Raw genomic sequence first — 19,714 nt, 5'->3', positions numbered from 1 at the left:
GAAGACGACTATGACGACGATTGCACTGGCCATTCACGGGGGCTGCGGCGTGCTGCCCCTCGACAGCATGAGCGCGGAAGACTGGGCCGAGGCTCGGCAGGACCTGGCGCGCGCGCTCGCCGCGGGCTGGGCGGAACTGACGGAAGGCGGCTCTGCCGTCGCCGCAGTGGAGGCCGCCGTCGTCGTCATGGAAGACAGTCCGCATTTCAACGCCGGGCACGGTGCCGCGCTGAACGAGGACGGCTTCCACGAACTTGATGCCTCGATCATGGACGGTGCCACGCTCGAGGCGGGCGCAGTCAGCGCGGCGCGCGGCATCCGCAATCCGGTGCGCGCGGCCCGTGCGCTGATGGACGATGGCCGCGCGGTGTTCCTGACCGGCGGCGCGGCGGATGACTTCGCTGCCGGGGCGGGCCTCGAGGTCATGCCGCAGGACTATTTCACCACGCAGAAACGCGTCGAGGCCCTCGCGGCGATGAAGGCGCATGCGGCTGCCGGAACCGAGGCGACCGAGAACGAGAAGCACGGAACCGTCGGCGCGGTGGCGCTCGATGGGGCTGGGCACCTCGCGGCGGCCACCTCGACCGGGGGCTACACCAACAAGCCCGCCGGCCGCGTCGGCGACAGCCCGGTGATCGGTGCCGGCACCTACGCGCGCGACGGGGTCTGCGCCGTGTCGGGCACCGGCAAGGGCGAGTTCTTCATCCGGCACGTGGTCGGGCACGAGATCGCGGCGCGGATTGCCTATCTGAAGGAAGACGTCCGTACGGCGGCCGAGCATGTGGTGCACGTGGATCTCTCGGCCTCGTCGCAGACCACCGGGATCGTCGGTGCGGGGCTGGTGGCGCTGGACGCCTCGGGTCAGGTCAGCGCGCCCTTCAACACCGCAGGCATGTTCCGCGGCTGGGTCACCCCCGAAGGCCGGGCCTTCGTCGCGACCCACGAGGACATCCACGAGGTGCAGCTGTGAGCGAGATGATCCCCGTCTTCGACGGCCACAACGATGTGCTCTCGAAACTGCTGAGCGCTCGTGACGGCGCCGAGACCCGCTTCCTGACCGGCGCGCCGGGCATGCAGATCGACCTGCCACGGGCGCAGGCCTCGAAGTTCGCTGGCGGGCTCTGCGCGGTCTGGGTGAGCACCGACGATCAGACGCTGGACGAGAACGGCGACCTGCCGCGCGTGCCGCAGGCCTCTGCCCTTAAGCAGACGATTGCGCAAGCCGCGCTGCTTCATCGCATCGTGCGCCAGTCTGACGGGGCGGTCACGCTCTGCCGCAGTGCCGCCGATATCCGCGCGGCCATGGCAGAGGGCAGCTTTGCCGCCGTGTTCCACATAGAGGGCATCGAGGCCGCGACCGAAGACCTCGACCTGCTGCACGTGCTGCATGCCGCCGGCTTGCGCACGATGGGTCCGGTCTGGAGCCGCCCGAACATCTTCGCCCATGGCGTGCCTTTCGTCATGGGGCGTGAGCCCGACATCGGTGGCGGGCTGACCGCGGCCGGGCAGGATCTGGTCCGGCTCTGCAACGAGCTGGGGATCCTCGTAGATCTGTCGCACCTCAACGACGCCGGCTTCTGGGATGTCGCGCGGATCTCGGATGCGCCGCTTGTGGCCTCGCATTCGAACGCCTTCGCGATCTGCCCGCACAGCCGCAATGCCACGGACAAGCAACTGGATGCGATCCGAGAGACCGGCGGCCTGATCGGGCTGAACTTCGGCGTGCGCTTCCTCCACCCCGAGGGGATCCGCGATCCCGAGATGGGCTTTGACGTCATGGTCCGCCACATCGACTACCTCGTCGAGCGCGTCGGTATCGACCACGTTGCGCTCGGCTCGGATTTCGACGGCACCTTCATGTCGCGTCAGATGGGGGATGTGGCTGGCGTGCAGCGCCTTCTGGAGGCCCTGCGCGCGGCCGGTTACGGCGAGGAAGACCTCGCGAAAATCGCCCACCGCAACTGGATCGCGACGCTGGAGCGCACCTGGGGGCAGTGATCTCCGGTCGTTGCAATCGCGCCCCGGAGACAATCGAGTGTCCGCCGCCGGAGAGGTGGCGGGTATCCCGCGAGCACTGGTCGTCGCGGCGGATCTGCTGCAAGACATCCGAGCGGGAGGAAGATCGGCAGGCAGGGTTTCCCCGATGCCGACGTGCTCCCGAAAAATGAACGTGAACAGCCGAAAGACCCTGCGATGAAAGCCGTTTTGTTCGAGAAATTCCAGGAAGCCCCGAAGCTGGTCACCGTGGAAGACCCTTCGCCGGAGGCGCATGGCGTCGTGCTCCGGGTCAGGGCCACCGGGGTCTGCCGCAGCGACTGGCATGGCTGGATGGGCCACGACAGCGACATCGAGCTGCCGCATGTTCCGGGGCACGAACTGGCGGGTGTAGTCGAGGCCGTGGGCAAGGACGTCGTCAACTGGAAGGTGGGCGACAAGGTGACCGTGCCGTTCATCTGCGGCTGCGGCAGTTGCTCGGAGTGCCATGCAGGGCAGCAGCAAGTGTGCCTGCATCAGGAGCAGCCGGGCTTCACCCACTGGGGATCCTTCGCCGAATATGTCGGCATTCACCAGGCTGACCTGAACCTCGTGGCGCTGCCCGAAAGCATGGATTTCGCCACTGCGGCGAGCCTCGGGTGCCGCTTCGCCACCTCCTTCCGCGCGGTGATCGACCAGGGCAAGGTCAGCGCCGGGCAATGGGTGGCCGTGCATGGTTGCGGCGGTGTCGGCCTGTCAGCGGTGATGATCGCAGCGGCTGCGGGCGCAAACGTCATTGGTGTCGATCTCGATCCGGCCAAGTTGGCGCTGGCCAGGGAACTTGGCGCAGTCGCCGTCATCAACGGTGGCGAGGCGGATGTGCCCGAGGCGATCCGCGAGATCACGCGCGGCGGCGCGCATGTCTCGCTCGATGCGCTTGGCCATCCGGTGACCATGACCAATTCGATCCTCTGCCTGCGCCCGCGCGGCAAACACATTCAGGTTGGGCTGATGCTCGGCGAGCACGCCGCTCCCGCGGTGCCAATGCCCAAGATCGTCGGCCAGGAGATCGAGCTGCTCGGGTCCCACGGGATGCAAGCGCATCGCTATGGCGCGATGCTCGACATGGTCGCCAGCGGCAAGCTGGACCCGGCGCGACTTGTGGGAGACCGGATCAGCCTTGCCGACGCGCCCGAGGCGCTGATGAACATGGACAAGTTCCGATCCGTCGGGGCGACGGTCATCACGCGGTTCTGAAACGGCGATTTTGGTGAGCGCGTGCCAGCGAGCGGCCCAGGCCAAAAGCCAGTGCAAGGTTGGCCGTCGACACCGCAGGGAAGGGCCCCGGTGTCGATGGCGGCTATCCGAGCGCGCTTTTCGGCCGGGCTGCGTGCTCTGCCCCTGAGAACTGGACCGTTTGAAGCTGGAGTTTTCAGCTGGTCTTTCCTGGCTGGGAAAGGCGCGGGAACTCATGAAGGCATCGAGGTTCACGGCGGCGCAGAAGGCGTTCATCCTGAAGCAGGCCGAGCAAGGCACGCCGGTCGCGAAGACTTGGCGGAAAACCGGGACTAGCGAGGCGGCAAACTTCACCTTGCAGAAAGGTGCGGCGCCTGCTGCTGGATGAGACGCGCCGGGCGAAGGCGCTGGAGGATGCGAACAGCCGGCTAAAGATCGCCGCGGACCTGACGTTTGACCACGAAATGTTGCAGGACGTGATCCGGCGAAAGCCCTGCAGCTTGGCCGTTTTCGCAACCTCGTCACCGGGATGCGCGTTGCCTGGGGTGTGTTGATACGGAGGGTTCGTGGGGCCATTCGTGTCGCTACGTCCAGCTAACACTACAAGTCCCAGCGCACGGATCAGGCTGCTGTCGGGATGAGGAGCAGGGTGATCTGCGAGACACGCGTGCGGCAGGCTCTTGTGCAGCAATGTCCCGAGAGGGGCGGCCCGGAACCCAGCAGACCCACATCTCGACCGCGCTCGGCATCCATGCCATCGCGCATCGTCGCCGGAGGGTGCGCGGCTTCTCGACCATCTAACTCTTCAATGCTCTCGAGCAGGAGGAGGCCAAGTGAACAGACGGACACATCGCGGAGACCCTCATCCGCCTCGATCTGGTGATCCTGCCCTCCCGGCAGATTGCGGCGCAATCACCTGCCGGGCAATAGACGAGCTCGGAAAGCTGCCGTTCAGCGCGTAGGGGGCCCTTGATCTTCCACCTGCTGAGCACGCTCTACGAGCGCACCAGCGCGGTCATCACCACGAGCCTCAGCCAGGTTTCCTTTGATCGAGGTTGGCGAGCCTCTCCATGTGGCAATGGACGGTTTCGTCCCCGGCCTTGCGGCCTCCCCAGAACAGATCCCATTGCCCGATCGCCTTGGCCTTTTCCGCCACCGCCTGAAGCGGCGCGTCCCTGCTCCAGAAGTCGGTGCGGCAGACCTTCATGTTGCGTTCCGCAAGTCAGGGCGTCGCCTCGCGGCGGCCTAGCCGGGTCGGCCCTAGAACGCGCCGGCGCGGGTGTTGACCAGAGCGATGGTACCAGGCGCCGATGCGGGCGAACCCGGCCTTCATCTCGACGGGCGCTGGCGCGCCGTGACCAGGTGTGGATCTGCGCCACGAAGCGGATGCGCGCGGCGGCGTCGGCCGAGGTGCGGCCCATCGGCGCGTGGTCGCAGATCACGCCGAATTCGCTCTCGATGTCGATGCCGTCCTCCTCGGAGGGCAGAGACACGTTCTGCGGGGCGGCGACAAAGCGATCCGACACCCCTTGGCACATCAGCGGTCGGCCCGGCGGATTGGGCTTGGGGTCGGAGATCTTCTGCATCAGGTCGCCATGGGCGGCATGGTCAAGCCGTCGCGCCATCGCCCGGCGCGGGATCCGGAGGGGCCAGCGCCAGGCAGCCACTAGGGCCAGAGGGGTGGTTCATTCCTTTGCGATGTGAGCTTTTGCGGCCGCTACCAAGCGCATTCCCGCATTCCGAGCGGCCCTGAAAACTCGGTGCCCAATGGTGGCCTCCGCATCGCCGCCGACAGTCTCGAGACCTGAAAGGCGCTTGCGCGGGGGCCGCACCCGGCGCGGCGCCTAGATGGGGCTGCTTTCCGGCCCGGTGACATGCATTGTGTCGGCACCCTTCTTGAGCTGACACTCGTGAAAGATCCGGGCGCTGCAACGGGCGCAGATGTCTTCATCTGCCTCATGGACGGCCGCGGCGACGGCATCGGTCTTGTGGGTGTGCATATAGTCCGCGCCGACGATCTGCGTGACCTGAAGACGCGCGAGATCGTGCAACATCGCCGGGTTGGCGACGATGAGGTGCAGCTTGTGGCCGGAGCCTTCGATCTTGCGGGCCAGCTTGATCAGGAAATCGGCGCCCGAGAGGTCAATCTTGCCGACCCCCTTCAGGCTGAGCAGAACATCAGTCGCTGCAGGCGCGCGCGCCATGATCCGCGAAAGCTCGTCCTCCACCGCTTCGATCGCACCGAAGAAGAGCGGGCCGCCAATCCGGACGGTGCGGATCTGCGGGCATTCGGGCACGGCATGGAGCTCGGTGTTCACGAAGACCTTGCGCCCGTTGCGCATGGTCGGGGCTCCGCTTGCGACCACCGGGTGCGCGCTGTGCCTGAGGAAGACCGCCAGTGAAATCACCACGCCGACGTAGATCGAGAAGTCGAGGCCGACGAGAAGGCCCGAAAGAAAGCTGGCGGCGAGGATGAAGATCTCGCTGCGCTCGCTGTCGAAGATGTGCCGGATCATCGGCTTGTCGATCAGCTTCCATGCCACAAAGAGCACCACCGCCGACATCGCGGGGATCGGGATGTACTGCGCGAGGGGTGCAAGGATCAGCAGGCCGGCAAACAGGAAGCCGGCGGCAAAGATCGATGACATCGCCGTTGCGGCACCGCTTTCGATGTTGAGACCGGAACGGGTGAAGGAGCCCGATCCTGTGTAGCATTGCAGGAAGCTGCCCACGACGTTGGACAGCCCCTGTCCGACGATTTCCTGATTGGCGTCGTAGCGCTCGCCCCGGCGATAGGCAAAGGATCGCCCGATCGAGATGGCGCCGAGCAGGCCGACAAACGACAGGGCAGATGCGCCCGGCAGCAGGTCGCTCCAAATCCCCGGCGAGACGCTGGGCAGGGTAAGCCCGGGGACGACCGACGTGAGCGGCTTGAACATCGCGATGCCGGCCGTTTCCGCCCCCAGCAGCAGCGCCAAACCGGAGCCTGCGCCAAGAGCGAGGATGTAGGCCGGGATCTTTTTGCTGATGTGCAGAAGTCCCATGAGGAGGCCAAGGGTTACCGCGGCCACCAGCAGCGAGGGCCAGTGGACCTCGCCGATCATTTCGATCACGTGCAGCAGCTGGCTCGGTGTGTCGCCCTGCGGCACGCCGCTTAGTCCCAGCGCACCGGGGAGCTGCGAGATCGCGATGATGATTGCGGCGGCCGCCGTGAAGCCGACGATCACCGAATGCGACACGAAGGCGATCAATGCGCCGAGCCCAGTCAGCCCTGCGAGCAACTGCAGGATGCCGACGATGAGCGTCAAGGTGATCGCCAGGGCGATGTAATGCTCTGTCCCGGGCATCGCCATTTCCGACAGCGTCGCAAAGAGAAGGGCCGACATCGCCGTTGTCGGCCCCGACACCATGAGGCCTGACGAGCCGTAGAAGGCGGCAATCGCGGTGATGATGATGCCGGAGAAGAGACCGAATTCCGGTGGCAGGCCCGCGATGATGGCGAAAGCGACACCCTGCGGCAGCGCAAAGGCCGCGTTTGTCAGCCCGGCGACGACATCGCGCCCGAGCGTTTGCCGGCCGACGGTCCTGAACCAGGGGCGAAGCGGTGACAGTTGCGCGAGGCGCCTGCCTGGAACGCGATCAAACATGCTCTCCTCCACGGCTTGGCGCGGCAATGCACCAAAACCGGGACCCGATCAACAATAATGCGGATAAGTCTTCATCCATGTTCGACGGGGATGACCGTCGTGTGCTTGACCCGGCGCAGAACGAAAAGCGTGGATGCGCTGGCAACGCAGTCGAGTTCGTGCACCCGTCCCATCAGCACTTGTTCGAGATCGGCGATGTCGTGAACCACGAGATGCAGCAGGTAGTCCCAGTCGCCCGAGATCGAGTACACCTCTATGATTGCGGGCTCAGCCTCCATGGCTTTCTGGAAAAGAGCCCGTGCTCTTGCGTCCTGTGATTTCATCCGCACCTGGCAAAAGGCGTCCATGCCCCGACCGACTTTCGCCGGATCGACGAGGCGGACAGGGGGGCTCAGCACGCCGGCCTCCTCCATCGCGCGGATGCGGCGCCAGCAGGTGGCGGTCGAGCTGTTGGTGCGCTCGGCGAGCTCGCCGACGCTGATCGAGGCGTCCTTTTGCAGCTCAGACGCAATCTTCGCTTCTAGAGGGCCGATCTTGAATGCCTGTTTCACGATTTCGCTCCAAGTGAATTTGTCAGGTCAATTATCCGGCAATTCTGGATGGATTGGGAATCAAAATTCAGGTCGAACATGTATCATTCATGAATGATGACATGTCTACATTCTAGTATGTAGCTCTGGGGGGAGACTATGACTGACCAGACACCCATTCTTCGCGACTACGAACTGCTCGACCGCTACACGCGCACCGAGGGACGGGTCTTTCTGACCGGCACCCAGGCGATCGTGCGCATTGCGCTCGATCAGGCCCGCCGCGACCGCAAGAACGGCCTCAACACGCGCGGCTTCATTTCCGGATACCGTGGCTCGCCGGTGGGCGGGATCGATCTCGAGGTCTCGAAGAACCGCAAGCTGGTGGCCGAGGCCGGGGTCGACTTCGTGCCCGCCGTGAACGAAGAGCTTGGCGCCACGCAGATCATCGGCACCCAGCAGGTCGAGACCGACCCGGAGCGCACCGTCGATGGCGTCTTCGGGCTCTGGTACGGCAAGGGGCCGGGTGTCGACCGGGCCGGGGACGCGCTCAAGCACGGCAACGCCTACGGCTCGTCGCCGCATGGCGGCGTTCTGGTGGTGGCGGGCGACGACCACGGCTGCGTCTCCTCGTCGATGTCGCACCAGTCGGACGTGGCGTTCATGAGCTTCTTCATGCCGACCATCAACCCGGCCAACGTCTCGGAATTCCTGACCTTTGCCGAATGGGGCTACGCGCTGTCGCGCTTCTCCGGCATGTGGGTCGGCTTCAAGGCGATCTCCGAGACGGTCGAGTCGGGCATGTCCTTCGAGCTGCCGAAGGACCGCGTTTTCGTCACGCCCGAGTTCGAGGCGCCGGAAGATGGCCTGCACTACCGCTGGCCGGACCTGCCCGGGCCGCAGATCGAGGCGCGGCTCGAACACAAGAAGGCGGCAGTGCTGGCTTTTGCCCGCGCCAATCCCATCGATCGCACCGAGTGGGGGCACGCAAATGCCCGCTTCGGCATCGTGACCACCGGCAAGTCGCATCTCGACGTGCTCGAGGCGCTGCGCCTGCTGGGCATCGACAAGGCCCGTGCCGCCGAGATCGGAATCGACCTCTACAAGGTCGGCATGGTCTGGCCGCTCGAGCACGATGGCGCGCTGCACTTCGCGCAGGGCAAGCAGGAGCTGCTGGTCGTCGAGGAGAAGCGCGGCATCATCGAGAGCCAGCTGAAGGAATACTTCTACGACTATCCGGGCCGCAAACCCGAGCGCATGGTCGGCAAGCGCGACGAGAACGGCGACCGGCTGATCCCCTGGACGCAGGAGCTCGGCGCGGTGATGCTGGCAAAGCACATCGCTGGCCGGCTCGAGCGCAACTTCCCGGAGCTGGATTTGGTGGCCAAGGCCGCATCCGTCGTGCCCGCCGCCGCGCCGATCAACGTGCCGGGCGCAACCCGCACGCCCTACTTCTGCTCGGGCTGCCCGCACAACAGCTCGACCAAGGTTCCCGAGGGCAGCCAGGCCCTGGCGGGCATCGGCTGTCACTTCATGGCCAGCTGGATGAACCGCAACACCACCTCGCTGATCCAGATGGGCGGCGAGGGCGTGAATTGGGTGTCGCGCTCGAAGTACAACGGCAACAAGCACATCTTCCAGAACCTCGGGGACGGGACCTATTACCACTCGGGCTCGCTCGCGCTGCGTCAGGCGATCGCCGCCGGCACCAACATCACCTACAAGATCCTGTTCAACGACGCGGTCGCGATGACCGGCGGGCAGGACGTGGACGGGCCGATTTCCGTGCCCGCGATCGCCCAGTCAGTGGCTGCCGAAGGCGCGAAGAAGGTGGTGATCGTCTCGGACAAGCCGGAAGCGTTCCGGAAGTCGGACTTCCCGGCTGGCGTCGAGATCGAGCATCGCCGGGAGCTCGACCGCGTGCAGCGCGAGTTGCGCGAGGTCCCCGGCACGACCGTGCTTATTTACCAGCAGACCTGCGCCACCGAGAAACGCCGCCTGCGCAAGCGCGGCAAGATGGAAGACCCGAAGAAATTCGCGGTCATCAACCCGCTGGTCTGCGAGGGCTGCGGCGATTGCTCGGTTGAATCGAACTGCCTCAGCGTCGAGCCGGTGGAGACCGAGTTCGGGCGCAAGCGGAAGATCAACCTCAACAACTGCAACAAGGACTTCACCTGCGTGAATGGCTTCTGTCCGAGTTTCGTCACGGTGGAGGGCGCGACCCTGAAGAAGGCCGGGGCAGGGGCCGACCCGAGGCAGCTCGAGAAACTTGCCGCGAAGCTGCCGCTGCCGCAGCGGCCGGACCTCTCGGCACCCTGGGATATCCTCGTGACTGGCGTCGGTGGCACGGGTGTGGTCACCGTGGGTCAGCTCATCGTCATGGCCGCGAACCTCGAGCAGAAGGGCGCGTCCGTGCTCGATTTCATGGGCTTTGCGCAGAAGTTCGGCCCGGTGCTCAGCTACATCCGCATGGCCCGGACCGAGGCCGAGGTGAATCAGGTGAAGATCGAGCCGAGTTCTGCGCATGCGCTGATCGGCTGTGATCTGGTGGTCAGTTCCTCGCCCAAGGCCTCGATGACCTATCGCAAGGGCGAGACTCGCGCCGTGATGAACACCGCGGTGATGCCCACCGGCGATCTGGTGCAGAACCGGGATGCCGACCTCAACGCGGGTGCCCGCCTCGAGGCAATCCGCGGCACCGTCGATGCGGCGAGCCTGCAGACGCTGGATGCCAACCTGCTCTCCGAGGCGCTGCTCGGCGACAGCGTCTACGCCAACGTGATGATCCTCGGTGCGGCCTGGCAGGCGGGCCTCGTGCCGCTCGGCGAAGACAGCCTCATGCGCGCGATCGAGCTCAACGGCGTGAAGCCCGAGCTCAACAAGGCGGCCTTCACCTGGGGCCGCGTGGTGGTGAACGACCGCGCCGCGGTCGAGCGTATCGCGGCCATGCCGGTGACCGAGGTGCAGACGCTCGACGAGCAGATCAGCCGCCGGGCGGCATTCCTGACCGACTACCAGAACAAGGGCTGGGCCAAGCGCTACTCGGATGCGGTCGAGAAGATCCGCTTGGCGGAAACGGCGGCCACAGGTGCGCCGGGCGCATTGACCGAAGCCGCCGTGAAAGGTCTCTTCAAGGTCATGTCCTACAAGGATGAGTACGAGGTCGCGCGGCTGCACACCCAGACTGGCTTCTACGAGACCCTCGGCGCGCGGTTCGAGGGCGACTTCACCGTCAAGCATCACATGGCACCGCCGTTCTTCCCGGCGAAGCTGGATGCGCGCGGCCGCCCCTACAAGCGCGAGTTCGGAAGCTGGATGCAGGGCGGACTCAAGACGCTGGCGAAACTGAAAGCGCTGCGGGGCACGCCGCTCGATCCCTTCGGCCACACCGCCGAGCGCAAGATGGAGCGGGAGATGATCGCCGACTACCGGGCGCTCCTTGACCGGCTCGCGGCGGGTCTGACCGCCGGAAACCGCGAGGAAGCGGCGCGCATCGCCGGGCTGGTGATGGGTGTCCGGGGCTACGGGCCGGTGAAGGAGCAGGCCGCCGAGAAGGTCCGCGCCGAAACCAAGGCGGCGCTGGAGGCGTCCGAGTTCTAGGACGGTTTGCCACCCCTCCCATGCATTGGTCGAAGAAGAGGGCGCCCACCGTTCGGTGGGCGCCCTTTTTTGCGGGAGAAATCCATCAACGCCGGCTCGGCATTTCGTTCGGGCCCGGCGGTCAGTCCTTGATCGCGTCTTCCAGCCTGTCGAGGCAGTCGTGCAGCGAGGCGAACATGTCCTCGCCGAGGTGGGCCCGCAGCTTGGTGCGCCGCGCCTCGAAGCGCGGCATGATGTGGGACAGGAATTCCTCTCCGTCCTTCGTCAGGGCGACGAGCTTCTTGCGGCGGTTCGAGGGGTCCTTGCGGAACTCGACATATCTCTTGCGCTCGAGCTCGACCGCGGTGCGGCTGGCAAGGGCGCGATCCATGGCGATGAATCGGGCCATGTCGGCAATCGAGCTCTCGCCGAGGCTCTCTAGGGTGGTCATGAACCGGTAGGCCGACAGGTTGATCGGCGTATCGCGCAACATCTCGGCAGCCTGCTGGTCGATCTGCTTGCTCAGAATATGCAGACGGAACGTCAGGCGCTGCTCTAGCTCTCGGATTTTCTGCAGCTTTCCTTCGAGCTCTTGCTTCTTCGTCTGCACATCGGTCTCCCATCACAATGCGGATATGTCATCATTTATGTAGATCTATCATGTATAATAGGATAAGGCTTAGGAAGTTGGCTAGGCAGTATCTTCGGGGAGGAGATCGGGCGTTGTCAGAGCACACGAACGTCCTCGTCATCATGACGGACGAGCAGCAGGCGGCAGCGCTTTCCTGCGCCGGTCATCCGCTTGTAAAGACGCCGAATTTGGACCGTCTTGCAGAACGGGGAGTGCGTTTCTCGAACGCCTACACGCCCAGCCCGATCTGTGTTCCGGCGCGCGCAGCCTTCGCCACCGGCCAGTACGTCCACGATATCGGGTTCTGGGACAACGCGCTGGCCTATGATGGCCTGCCGCGCTCCTGGGGGCACAGCCTGCAGAGTGCCGGTGTCGCACCGGTCAGCGTCGGCAAGTTGCACTACCGCAATGCCGAGGATGACACGGGCTTCGCCGCGCAGATCGCGCCTTTGCACATCCTTGATGGCGTCGGGCAGGTCTGGGGCTCGGTACGTGACCCGCTCCCGGAGGAGCCGCGCTCTCCCAACATGCTCGGCGGCATCGGCCCCGGGCAATCGAAGTACAATTCCTACGACGAAGAGGTCGCCGAGCGCTGCGCTGCCCGGATTTCCGGGGCCGATCCCAAGACGCCATGGATGATGTTCGCCAGTTTCGTGGCACCGCATTTTCCGCTGATCGTGCCGCAGCGGTATCTTGATCTCTACCCTGCAGCAGATATGCCGCTGCCGAGCCTGAGGCCGGGCGAGAGCTGCACGCTCCATCCCTGGCTCGCGCGCATGAGCGCCTACCACGACCCCGATCAGGTCCTCAGAGATGACGCGGAGCGCCGCCTGGCGATTGCCTGCTACTATGCGCTGTGCACCTTCGTTGACGAGTTGATCGGCAAGCTTCTCTCTGCGCTTGAAAAAAGCGGGCAGACCGGAAACACGATGGTCATCTTTACATCGGATCATGGCGAAATGCTGGGCGAGCGTGGGCGTTGGGGCAAGAGCACGCTCTATGGCGAGTCAACGCGGATCCCGATGATCCTTGCCGGACCCGGAGTGCCCGAGGGCCATGTTTCGAAAACGCCGGTCAGTCTTCTGGACGCGGTGCCCACCATTGCTCAGGCAATGGGGGTCGAGCCGGAACGGGCCTGGGTGGGTACCTCGCTTCTCGATCTCATTGCCAAGGGCGAAGATCCCGAGCGTTGCGTCTTCTCCGAGTATCACGCCGTCGCCTCGCCTTCTGCTGGCTTCATGCTGGCGAACGCGCGGTGGAAATACCACGAATATGTCGGCTATCCGCCCGAGTTGTTCGATCTCGACGCGGACCCGGGCGAGACCCGCAACCTTGCCGACGATCCGGGGCACGCCGAGGTTCTTGCGCAGATGCGCCGGGGATTGCGGAAGATCTGCGATCCGGAGGAAACGGATCGCGCGGCGAAGGCCGACCAGAATGCTCTCGTTGCGCGCTTCGGTGGGGTCGACGCGGCGCTGGACATCGGGCCGAAAGGCGCCTCGCCGGTGCCAGCCCGAGAAAGTAAGTGAACTGCCAATTGGGAGGAGACCATGGCTAAATTCAAGATTGGCGCCACTGTCGCGGCTTTCGTGCTGACTTGTACACCGCAATTGAGCCTTGCCGCAGACAATGATCTGCCTTGGGAGCCCAGTGGTCAGGTCACGATGATGATCGGGTTCAACGCCGGTGGCGGGGCCGACTCGCTGGCGCGCATGCTCGCTGAAGGTCTGAACAGCCGCTTCGGCTGGAACGTGGTGCCCGAGAATGTGCCGGGCCGTGGCGGGGCGGCGATGAACGAGGCACTCAAGGATGAGCCCGCGGACGGTCTGGCGATCGGTGTGACCGTGTCACAATCGCTGACCTACGACCCGCAGGTTGCGATGACCCCGACCTTCGAACTCGACGATTTCGACTACCTTTCGAGCCTGACCGGCTCGCAGGTTGGCATCGTGGCGCGGGCCGATCGCGGCTGGTCCACGCTGGGCGATGTCATCGAAGCGGCAAAATCGGGCGAGGACATCACCTTCGCCTCGATCACCCAGAAGTTCTCGGACGGGACCTATGTCATCGGCAAGCGCAATGGCGTCGAGTTCACTTCGGTGAATGCCGAGGGTGGGCGTGGCGGCCTCAACGCGGTGATGGCGGATGACGTCGATATCGCCTGGGTCGGTGGCGCGCAGGCGAGCTCTGTGCTCTCGGGCGACGTGGTGAACATCGCGTCGGGCGAAGAGGCCGCGCTCCAGGTCTCGCCGGATGCGCCTCTGCTGACCGAGTACGACGTGCCCTACACCTTCGGCGTCAAGTTCATGGTGATCGCGCCCGCGGGGTTGCCCGAAGACGTCAAGACCACCTACATGACCGCGATTTCCGAGCTCCTCAACGACCCCGAGAGCCAGCTGGCGCAGCTCACGGTCAAGGGTTTTTCGGGACCGGATCTCGTGCAGGGTGATGCTTTGCGCGCCGACATCGATGCGCGCTACGCCGAAGCGGCGGCGCTGATCGAGGACGCGGGACAGTAACCTCCTCCCCCCGCATCCTCGTCCCGCCGCGACCTGAGGGTCGCGGCGGGTAAATCTTCTCAGACTTCAGGTAGAACGCCATGCTCGAACGCAAGGTTGAGCTCTGGATCGCCTTAGGCATGATGCTCTTCGGGCTCGTGTCGGCGCTGATCTGGATCCCAGCGGACACCCAGACCCCTGCCATCTACACCTTCCGGCGTCAGACCCTGCTGGGAGACGCGTTCCTGCCGATGCTCGCGGCCTGCGGCATGGCGCTCTTCGGTGCGCTGCAGCTCTTCGTGACGTGGCGCCGCGCGCGGTACCAGTCGGCGAACCCGCCGATGGATGGCGGTACGCTGGCCTTCTTCGCGATGCTCGGCGCGGTGCTTGCAGCCTCGCTGGTCCTGATGTTCTGGTCTGGCCCGGCAGTCTGGGCGCTCTTCGGGGACGGCTCGGGCACGTACCGCACCGTGCGGGGTGAAGCACCCTGGAAATACATCGGCTTCCTTGTCGGGGGCACCGTGATGCTCTGGGGGATCATCGCGATCGTCGAGGGCCGCTTCACGCTGCGCAGGCTGATCGTCTCGGTGATCTTTACCGTCTTGCTGATCCTGCTTTTTGGCGTTCCCTTCGACACGCTCATGCTGCCACCCAACGGAGATTGGTGATGCAGCCTCTCGACTATGTCTGGGCAGGTGTGCTCGCGTTCTTCCAGGGACCGGAAGCCTTCTCGCTGCTCGGGGTGGCGATCCCCATCGCCGTGATCATGGTGGCCTTCGGTTTCTTCGTCGGCATCGTCGGAGGCGCGACCCCGGGGCTGGCAGGACCCTTCATCATGGCGGTGTCGCTGCCGATCCTGCTCTCGGTCTTCGGCTTCACGCCCGACGCGCTGTTGCCGGTCATGGGCTTCCTGGTCGGCGTCATGAAAGGGTCTACCGTGGGCGGCGCCGTGCCGGCGATCCTGTTCAACACGCCGGGGACGCCGGACGCCATGCTGACCACGCTGGATGGCTACCCGATGGCGAAGAAGGGGCAGGCCAAGAAGGCGCTGCGCGTCGCGCATTTCTCCTCAGTGACCGGGGATACCTTCTCCGACCTCGTGCTCTTCACCTGCGCGCCCTTCCTTGCCATCCTGGTGGAGTCCTACCTTGGCTTCCCGGAGAAGGCGGCGCTCATCATCCTGTCGCTCAGCTTCGTCGCGGCGGTCGTCGGGGACAGCCCGCTCAAGGGGCTCTTCTCGGCGGCGCTCGGGCTCTTCGTGGCCTCGATCGCCACCGGGCAGGACAGCTATCCCCGGCTGACCCTCGACACGGGCTTTCTGCGCGACGGTGTGCCGCTGACCACCGCGCTGCTCGGCGTGCTGATCCTTGGCGAAGTGCTGGTCTCGCTCGAGGAGCTCTTCCGCCGGCGCCGCAGCACCTCCGAGATCGCGCCCGAACCGGTGCAAGGCGGCGACAACAGCTTCACCCTGCGCGACCGCTGGCGGCTGATGCCCTACATCAGCGTCTCGGCCGTGATCGGCACCATTGTCGGCGCGCTGCCGGGGATCGGCTCGACCCTTGCCGCTACGCTCGGCTACGTCACCGGGCACAAGATGCACAAGGGCAAGGTGCCGTTCGGACAGGGCGCGCCCGAGGGGCTGGCCGCGACCGAGGCGGCGAATAGCTCGGTCTCCGGCGCCAACCTCATTCCCGTGCTGTCGCTGGGCATCCCGGGCAACGTCGGGGCGGTGTTCCTCATCCTCGCGGCGGAGTCGATTGGCGGTTTCACCCCCGGCCCCGCGGTGTTCCGTTTCAGCGAGGGAGAGGTCAACCAGCAGGCCGTCATCGCCTTTGGCCTCTTCACCGCGATGATGTTCGCCAACATCCTGAACTGGATCGTCGGCGGCCACCTGATGCGCGCCTGCGGCATCATGGCGAAGGTGCCCAAGCACGTGCTGCTGCCGATGGTGCTCTTGCTGACACTGACCGCGATCTACGTGCAGGAAACCAGCTTCGACGCCTTCTACTTTGCCTTCGCGCTGGCGGTGCTGGGCTATGTGATGCGCAAGCTACTCATTCCGACGCTGCCCTTCGTGATCTCGATGATCCTCGCCGGGAACTTCGAGTCGGCGATCCGGCAGGCCTTCTCGGTTTCCGGCGGCGATCCTTTCTTCCTGTTCAGCAGCCCGCTGTCGATCGGCTTTCTCGTGGCCGCGGTGCTGGTGGTCGTGGTGCTGACCCGCCGCAAGGGGGCGCAGGCCTCCGAAGAGGTTCGGGAAGACGTGGAAAGGTCCGCCTGATGAGCTACAAGAACATCCTCGTCGCGTTCAACGACACCGAGAGTTCCGCCTCTGCGCTGCGATGCGCCATGCTGATGCATGAAAGGTGGGGCTGCCATGTGACCGGCGTGCACGCCTACTCCAACCAGTTCGAGAAGCTGCGCGGGCAGGAATGGGTTCCCGAAAGCATGCGCCGGCTCATCGCCACGCAGGTCAAGGATGGCGAGGGCCGCCTGAAGGACAGCTTTCTTGCCGCCGTAGCAGACCGGATCCCGCCCGAGATGTGCCATTGGATCAGCCAGCAAGGTCAGCCCGACGCGATGATCGCCGACTATGCGCGGATGTTCGATCTGACTGTGGTCGGTCGCCACGACACCCTGCACAGTGGCGAGCTGGCGCTGCACCCGGACCGGATCGCGCTAAAATCCGGTCGCGGGGTGCTGGTCGTCCCGCGGACCTGGCAGGCAGAGCACATCCCGGAACATGCGGTGATCGCCTGGGACGGGCACAGGGCGGTGACGCGCGCCCTGTCCGAGGCCATGCCGATGCTCAGCGCCAAGGCGCTGGTGACAGTGCTGAGGGTCCGATGCGACTCTCTCGGGCAGCCTCTGCAGGGCATAACGGTAGAGACCGCGCTGACCCGCCACGGCATCGCGGTCGACAGCCGCACGGTCACGCCGCGCGACGGGCAGGATGTCGGGCAGGAGATCCTCGCGCAGTGTTCCGAGCTCGGCGCCGGACTGCTGGTCATGGGCGCATATGAGCACAGCGTCTTCCGTGAGGAACTGCTGGGCGGCACCACGAACACGATCCTGCGCAACACCGAGATGCCGGTGCTGCTTGCGCATTGATCAGAAGTGACAGACCCGAAGACCCGAGGGGAGACCATGGAAGACTTTGAAGCCATCGTCGGGACCGACAACGTGATCACGGCGGACGCCGACATGATCCCCTACCTGCATGATGCAACGGGCGCTTTGAAAGGATCGGCCGCCGCCGTGATCTGCCCCGGCTCGACCGAGGAAGTTGCCGCCGTGGTCAGGCTGGCGTCCAAGCGGGCGCTCAAGGTCACGGTTCAGTCCGGCAATACGTCACTCTGCGGCGGCAGCGTGCCGCGGGGCAACCCGGACGAGATCATCCTGTCGCTGCGGCGCCTCAACAGTATCCGCAGTGTCGATGCCGCCGCCCGCACCGCGACCGTCGATGCCGGCGTGGTGATCGAGACCCTGCAGACCCGCGTCGCCGAGGACGGCCTCGATTTTCCGTTGATGTTCGGGGCCCGCGGCTCCGCGATGATCGGCGGTGCGCTGTCTACCAACGCGGGGGGCTCTAACGTGCTGCGCTACGGCAACGCCCGAGAGCTCTGCCTCGGGATCGAAGCCGTACTCCCCTCGGGCGAGGTCATCCACGCGCTCGGAGGTCTGATCAAGGACAACCGCGGATATGATTTCCGCAACCTGCTGATCGGCGCCGAAGGGACACTGGGGATCATCACCGGGGCCGTGCTGCGCCTCGTGCCGACGCCCAAGGTCCGTGCGACGGCGTTCCTCGCGCTGGATGGCATCGATCAGGCTCTGCACGTCCTCAATTGCTTGCAGGATGCCTCCGGCGGACAGGTCGAGGCGTTCGAATGGATGCCCGGCGTGACGGTAGAGGCCATCCGGTCCGTCATGCCCGAGCTGCGGGCGCCTCTGGAGCAAACCGCGGAGACCGGGATTCTGGTCGAGCTCGCCTCGACCCGGGCCTCGGATGCGGCGATGGACGAGAGCGGCGAGGTGGCGCTGCAGACGACGCTGCTCTCGGCAATCGAGGGGTTGATGGAAGAGGGGGGCGTCATCGACGGGTTCTTCGCGACTTCCGAGCAGCAGCGCCGGGACCTCTGGCACCTGCGCGAGGCGACGCTCGAAGCGCTGGTCAAGCTCGGCCCCTTCGTGGCGCTGGATGCCTCCTTGCCGCTGTCCCGAGTGCCGGAATTCCTGTCGCGCGCGGACCCGCTCGCCGAGGCGGCACGATTGCGCGTGCTTCCCATCGGCCATCTCGGAGACGGCAACCTCCACTATTCGGTCGTCGCGGCCGAGGGGCACGACTGGGATCCGCAGCGCGTCGCCGCCTTTTCCTCGCAGGTCTATGACCTTCTCGAGGACTTGGGGGGCTCGTTCAGCGCCGAGCACGGCATCGGCCGCTCGAAAGCCGCGACGCTGGCGAAGCGCAAAGAGCCATCGCAATTCGCATTGATGCGGGCCATCAAGGCCTCTGTCGACCCGCAAAACATGCTGGGAAGCGGGATCTTCTTTCCCTTGGAGACATGACGGTCGGCCGGGGAGGGCGCGTCATCGCGCTCAAAAGAAGCACGCATAAGTTCATCAGAATGAAATTGATGTGACATATCGCTCGGTGTCCCTTAGAATGGCATAGTCCGGCGGCGCGCCGGGCCGACTTGGGGAGCGCTGCGATGAATGAGGTTGCTGGACAGTTTTCGGCGGACTGGGAACCGGCGTTGACCGAGGCCCCGCGGGCGCCAGCGTTCATCGTCACGCTCTATGGCGACGTGGTCGAGCCGCGCGGCGGCATGCTCTGGATGGGCACCTTGATCGAGTGCTGCGCAGTTCATGGCCTCAACGAAAGCCTCGTGCGCACTGCGGTCTCGCGCCTGGTCGGGGCTGGCCGCCTCGAGGGTGTCCGTATCGGGCGACGGAGCTACTATCGCTTGTCCGATGCGGCGAGGGACGAGTTCCGGGACGCCGCACGCCTGTTGTTTTCACCTGTTCCTGCACCGGACGACTGGCTTCTGTGCCTGTCCGACGGCCTGCGGGAGGCTGATTTGCCCGGCGCATGGGCGCGCCTCTCGCCGAACGTCGCCATCGCCCCCAACCGCGAAGACGTGGCGCCGCTTGACGGCATCCTGATGCGGGCGAAGCATCTCGACGGGCACGGCGATCTGCGATCCCTTTCGCGCGAAAGATGGGCGCTCGATGACGTGGCGACTGCCTACGAAAGTTTCGTGAAGCGGCATAGCGGGCTGCTTGAGCGGATCGACGGCGGGGCGCATTTGAGCGCGGCGGAGTCGCTCGCCTTGCGGCTTCGCCTTGTTCACGACTACCGGCATGCGGCGCTCATCGATCCGCGTCTGCCGCGCGCTGCCTGGCCGCAGGATTGGCCCGCCGAGCGTGCTCGAAAGCTTTTTGTCGCCGCCTATGTCGGTTTGTCGGATCGGGCGGATGCCTATGTTGGTGCCGAATTTGTCAATAATGACGGGATGTTGATGGCGCGTAACGAGGAGACGGATCGGCGGCTGTTCCAGCTCAAACGGGAGGCAGCGGCCTAGAGGTTCGCGGGAAGGGCGCCCATAAACATCACGC

16 protein-coding genes are annotated in these 19,714 nt (G+C 65.2%); 12 read left to right on the top strand and 4 right to left on the bottom strand.

Annotated features, from left to right (window positions below):
- Nucleotides 1–10: 10 nt before the first annotated feature.
- From BM397_RS21395 to BM397_RS29055, 4 genes are all read left to right on the top strand, one after another.
- Nucleotides 11–970, top strand: coding sequence for an isoaspartyl peptidase/L-asparaginase family protein (locus tag BM397_RS21395; RefSeq protein ID WP_092428315.1), 960 nt, complete (start codon nucleotides 11–13; stop codon nucleotides 968–970).
- A 5-nt stretch (nucleotides 971–975) separates the two neighbouring features.
- On the top strand, nucleotides 976–1,998 hold the full coding sequence (locus BM397_RS21390; RefSeq protein WP_092428393.1) for a dipeptidase: 1,023 nt from the start codon (nucleotides 976–978) through the stop codon (nucleotides 1,996–1,998).
- A gap of 195 nt (nucleotides 1,999–2,193) precedes the next feature.
- Complete coding sequence (locus tag BM397_RS21385) at nucleotides 2,194–3,231, top strand: zinc-dependent alcohol dehydrogenase family protein (protein ID WP_092428313.1); 1,038 nt, start codon at nucleotides 2,194–2,196, stop codon at nucleotides 3,229–3,231.
- Between the two features lie 160 nt (nucleotides 3,232–3,391).
- Nucleotides 3,392–3,598 (top strand): hypothetical protein, encoded by a 207-nt coding sequence (locus BM397_RS29055; protein WP_143015402.1) that lies wholly within the window; start codon nucleotides 3,392–3,394, stop codon nucleotides 3,596–3,598.
- A 642-nt stretch (nucleotides 3,599–4,240) separates the two neighbouring features.
- Here the strand turns inward: BM397_RS29055 and BM397_RS29385 are convergent.
- From BM397_RS29385 to BM397_RS21375, 3 genes are all read right to left on the bottom strand, one after another.
- Complete coding sequence (locus tag BM397_RS29385) at nucleotides 4,241–4,417, bottom strand: hypothetical protein (protein WP_176806769.1); 177 nt, start codon at nucleotides 4,415–4,417, stop codon at nucleotides 4,241–4,243.
- A 637-nt stretch (nucleotides 4,418–5,054) separates the two neighbouring features.
- Entirely contained in the window at nucleotides 5,055–6,857 is a 1,803-nt protein-coding gene (locus tag BM397_RS21380) for a SulP family inorganic anion transporter (RefSeq protein ID WP_092428309.1), read from the bottom strand.
- Between the two features lie 71 nt (nucleotides 6,858–6,928).
- Nucleotides 6,929–7,408 carry an Lrp/AsnC family transcriptional regulator gene (locus BM397_RS21375; protein ID WP_092428307.1) on the bottom strand — a complete coding sequence of 160 codons (480 nt, stop codon included), beginning with the start codon at nucleotides 7,406–7,408 and terminating at the stop codon, nucleotides 6,929–6,931.
- A gap of 138 nt (nucleotides 7,409–7,546) precedes the next feature.
- Between BM397_RS21375 and BM397_RS21370 the strand changes: the two genes are divergently transcribed.
- A complete protein-coding gene (locus BM397_RS21370) occupies nucleotides 7,547–10,987 on the top strand; it encodes an indolepyruvate ferredoxin oxidoreductase family protein (protein ID WP_092428305.1) in 3,441 nt (1,146 codons plus the stop codon).
- 121 nt (nucleotides 10,988–11,108) lie between these two features.
- On the opposite strand, the gene BM397_RS21365 is transcribed toward BM397_RS21370, so the two are convergent.
- Nucleotides 11,109–11,576 (bottom strand): MarR family winged helix-turn-helix transcriptional regulator, encoded by a 468-nt coding sequence (locus BM397_RS21365; protein WP_092428303.1) that lies wholly within the window; start codon nucleotides 11,574–11,576, stop codon nucleotides 11,109–11,111.
- Between the two features lie 77 nt (nucleotides 11,577–11,653).
- Between BM397_RS21365 and BM397_RS21360 the strand changes: the two genes are divergently transcribed.
- From BM397_RS21360 to BM397_RS21330, 7 genes are all read left to right on the top strand, one after another.
- On the top strand, nucleotides 11,654–13,126 hold the full coding sequence (locus tag BM397_RS21360) for a sulfatase-like hydrolase/transferase (protein WP_342707629.1): 1,473 nt from the start codon (nucleotides 11,654–11,656) through the stop codon (nucleotides 13,124–13,126).
- 21 nt (nucleotides 13,127–13,147) lie between these two features.
- Complete coding sequence (locus BM397_RS21355) at nucleotides 13,148–14,116, top strand: tripartite tricarboxylate transporter substrate-binding protein (RefSeq protein ID WP_092428299.1); 969 nt, start codon at nucleotides 13,148–13,150, stop codon at nucleotides 14,114–14,116.
- 80 nt (nucleotides 14,117–14,196) lie between these two features.
- Complete coding sequence (locus tag BM397_RS21350) at nucleotides 14,197–14,763, top strand: hypothetical protein (protein ID WP_092428297.1); 567 nt, start codon at nucleotides 14,197–14,199, stop codon at nucleotides 14,761–14,763.
- On the top strand, nucleotides 14,763–16,376 hold the full coding sequence (locus BM397_RS21345; protein WP_245696163.1) for a tripartite tricarboxylate transporter permease: 1,614 nt from the start codon (nucleotides 14,763–14,765) through the stop codon (nucleotides 16,374–16,376). Before BM397_RS21350 ends, BM397_RS21345 begins: the two co-directional genes overlap by 1 nt.
- Nucleotides 16,376–17,206 (top strand): universal stress protein, encoded by an 831-nt coding sequence (locus BM397_RS21340; protein ID WP_092428293.1) that lies wholly within the window; start codon nucleotides 16,376–16,378, stop codon nucleotides 17,204–17,206. The genes BM397_RS21345 and BM397_RS21340 overlap by 1 nt, the downstream gene beginning before the upstream one ends.
- Before the next feature lie 36 nt (nucleotides 17,207–17,242).
- Complete coding sequence (locus BM397_RS21335; RefSeq protein ID WP_092428291.1) at nucleotides 17,243–18,664, top strand: FAD-binding oxidoreductase; 1,422 nt, start codon at nucleotides 17,243–17,245, stop codon at nucleotides 18,662–18,664.
- Between the two features lie 143 nt (nucleotides 18,665–18,807).
- Nucleotides 18,808–19,680, top strand: coding sequence for a PaaX family transcriptional regulator C-terminal domain-containing protein (locus tag BM397_RS21330; protein ID WP_092428289.1), 873 nt, complete (start codon nucleotides 18,808–18,810; stop codon nucleotides 19,678–19,680).
- Nucleotides 19,681–19,714: the final 34 nt, after the last annotated feature.

The sequence above is a fragment of the Alloyangia pacifica genome (assembly GCF_900116195.1).
In the GTDB taxonomy this organism is placed as follows: Bacteria; Pseudomonadota; Alphaproteobacteria; order Rhodobacterales; family Rhodobacteraceae; genus Salipiger; species Salipiger pacificus.
Note: the sequence above shows the minus strand (reverse complement) of the source record. Positions and strands in the feature narration are given on the sequence as shown.